At 39.2% G+C, this 3,375-nt stretch carries 3 protein-coding genes; all 3 read right to left on the minus strand.

The window, feature by feature from the left end:
• Nucleotides 1-601, minus strand: a 601-nt coding sequence (locus tag ABWO41_RS16855; protein WP_353140504.1) for an endonuclease/exonuclease/phosphatase family protein, incomplete at its 3' end; no start/stop codon positions are given.
• 21 nt (nucleotides 602-622) lie between these two features.
• The gene (locus ABWO41_RS16860) at nucleotides 623-2,167 is read right to left on the minus strand and encodes a DUF5689 domain-containing protein (RefSeq protein ID WP_353140507.1); all 1,545 of its coding nucleotides are present in this window, start codon (nucleotides 2,165-2,167) and stop codon (nucleotides 623-625) included.
• A gap of 33 nt (nucleotides 2,168-2,200) precedes the next feature.
• Nucleotides 2,201-3,375 (minus strand): SusD/RagB family nutrient-binding outer membrane lipoprotein (locus tag ABWO41_RS16865; protein ID WP_353140510.1); only part of this gene is annotated, 1,175 nt, incomplete at its 5' end.

Below are 3,375 nucleotides of genomic sequence, written 5' to 3' on the forward strand. Positions count from 1 at the left end.
CATTATTTAAATTGCGGATATGTGCATTTTTGGCTTCTGTAGTCTCCATCATGACTATCTTATCGGTGCCATAGCTCTTTTTATCTGCCGGAGACATTGCATTTAAATCGCCCATCACCAGCACCTTATCTTCTTTTTGCAGTGTATTTAGAAAAGCTATTAAACTATCCATTTCCATATTTCGCTCCATATATGTGAATGGTGCTAAATGCGCTACTACTAGGTGATAATCCAGAATATTGGCGTATATATATCCATGAAACATGTTTTTGGTTACTTTCTTCACATTGGAAATGGGATATCTGGAAATTAAAGCTACAGAGTGCCCTCTTTCTCTTTGCAATGCGCTGTATTGCATTCCCAAACTTTTTGCAAACACGTTAAGGCTTTGTTCGGTATATCCTTTTACTTCCTGTAAAGCGATGATATCCGGCTGTTCTTGTCCTGCAAGCTCGATAAACAGTTTCTTAATCGAAGAGTCACCTCTGAAACTGTCAAAAATGTTATATGATACTATTTTGAGCGATTTATGCTGGCTACTTGCCTTAAAAATAGTGCATAGCACTACCAGGACCATCAAAATTGATGCGTTAATTTTCATAAAACTTACCTTTAGATAGCTTTATTCCTCTAAAACTGTTATTTTCCCTGTTTCGATATTTTGAAGTGTAGAGTTTAGTCCTAATACTACAAATGTCTGCTCCCTAGCCTTGGTCCACCTGCCTAAAACAGGATTATATGTACCACCCAGCATGTTAAATGCTCCAATACCGGCAGTTGTATATGCAAAGCTCTGCATATTGACACCTGACCTGAAAAAAGGCTGTTCGGCTAATGTTATCGGGTCTATCTCATCATAATAATCTGTATTTGTGATACGATAGCCACGAGCTGGTGGGCCGGCTGTATAAATATTACCGCTGCTTCCTACCCAAACGACGTCTACAGGTTCGGAATTTGTTGTTACACTTGTACCTTCAAACACAGCTATCCCAAACGCGGCACCCCCGTTTGACATTACATTGGTTGTTTTGGTTCCAAATCCATCACCATTAGTAGTGCTGTAATCAAAAGACCGTATCCAGTTGGCGTTGCTCATACTCGCGTCGGAGCCTCTGCCATTGATTAATTTTGACGATCCGCCCACATAAAAGAATGTACCTTTTGCAGCAAAACCTGATGTAAGGTTGAATTTATACGTCCTTAAATCTCCTGTAGCCCAACCATTTGCCGGATATCCTGTGGGTGTTGAATTTGTAGCGTTGGTGCTGGTAACCAAAGAGAATGGTGTTTGAGAGAAATCTATATCTCGTGTGGCCATTAGCTGCACATATTCATAATTGGCATCTGTAACATGTACTGCATTAGACGCGTCATTCATAAAACCTGTAATAATAACCGGACATGCTTTTATGTCTGAACTTAACACAACAAGGTCGTCTGCTGTTCGCAAACGTTGCTGTGGAGTAAGTTTGCCATTGTTGTCATAATTATTGAAAATTATTCCATAGAAATTTCCTAATCCGGGTAACAGATTATTGGCAAATGTTGCTGTAGATTCTGTATGCAGACTAATTTTACCAAAACCGTCATTTAAGGTCTTATTACCCGAGAATATATCTGTTGGTGCAGGTAAAGGATCAAAACCACCCTTAACAATTGCAACCAGTGTACTTTCATAATTATCGGGATTGGCTATAATAACGTTGCTGTTTACCCGATTAACCGGAATGACATTATAAGAAGAAATTTTAGTTATAGATTCATCCTGGATATCTGTAACCTGCAAAATTCCATTAACGCGTTTCAGTATTCCGCCGTTAAGGTCGACTATGATTGAGTCGCCGGGAATATAGTTTACAGCATCTGCGCCTATGGCCAGACTTATTCCTCTTAACTGGGATAAGCGCCTTTTGTCCTGTAAAACTAACAGGCCTTCGGGTAAATTATGTCCCGAATGATCAGAAACAACAATACCTGTAATTTTTGATGAACCATACATATTGTCTGCAGAGAGCTTAACATCTTCGCCTTTATACAGGTTTCTTAAATCAAAAATAGAGATATAGGGACTAACTGTTGCTCCCGGATAGTTACCGTCTTTACATCCTCCAAAAAGTATGTTGAGACAAATAAAGAGTTGTAAATAAAATATCGTTTTTTTCATCTTAATGATCTTTAATTAGTCAACTATTTAACATTATGGCCTCTGCCACCATACTTCGGTAGATATTACATCTGGCCCCTGACTTGAAATTGCCTGTTTGTAACTGGTAGGGTTCGTAGATTGTACATAAACCGGATAGTTTAATCTTGCCGGCATCACTTTATTATTCTTCAATCCGTTGCCTTTAGGTAATACAGGATGCCCCGTTCTTCGGTATTCAAACCATTGTTGAAAGTCTACAAGAAATAACGAATAGTATTTTTGTAAATGGATTTTCTCCATCTTTTCAGTCTCTGTTTGGGTGTCTACCCAGGGAATGTCTGCATTAATGATATAAGTATCTATATCTTCTGACCAGCTTGGCAACCATAAAGTAATGCTGTTCTTTATGCCTTGTTTATAAAAGACTTCCGGAGATCCGTTTATCCATCCCTTTACCGCAGCTTCGGCAAGAATAAACTGCAATTCTGCATAATTCATAATCATGCCCGTCATAGGTTCTGATTGCAGGTTGCGGGCAGGAGGTGTAATTCCGGAAACGGTTTGATCTATAGAGTAGAAATAGGACAGTCTTACCTCTCCTCCTCCTTGTTCGTAACCGCTTGGTACTCCTACAAACTGACCTCCGTAAGGTGCAATACCCCAACGGTTTACACCATTTAACCCATAAGTGCCATTATTAATGCGTGGGTCATTCCATCTTGTAAGATTGTCTATAAAGAAACTGCAAATAGCAGGTTGTCTGAAATCTGCCGCCCGCAAAGTAAAATAAGGGGAAATATAAGGCGCAATTCCTGTCCACCTCAATATGGCAGAGTCGTCATTATTTGCCATTACAGGATAAGAAGAGGCTTTGTTATCTACAATATCTTTTATCCGCTGTTTACAAAGCTCCTGCACTTCGGCTTTCCCCGATACTCTAAGCAGTAATCTTAAATATAATGAGTTTCCAAATTTTCTCCATTTGGTAATATTTCCACCAAAAACCGGATCGCTGGTCGCGCTAATTGAAGTATTGGCACTTAAAAGTGTATTTGCCTCTTCCAGTTTATCAAAAATATCCAGATAAATATCTTTTTGTTTATCAAAAGTTGGCTCGTAATTTTTATCTGTTTGATCCTTAATAGCTTCATAGTATGGTAGGTAACCATAGGTCTGGGGTGGCATAGAGTGAAGGAAGGTTTGTGCGATCAGGGGGCTTAACAGTT

The organism is Pseudopedobacter sp. (genome assembly GCF_040392825.1).
Lineage (GTDB): Bacteria > Bacteroidota > Bacteroidia > Sphingobacteriales > Sphingobacteriaceae > Pseudopedobacter.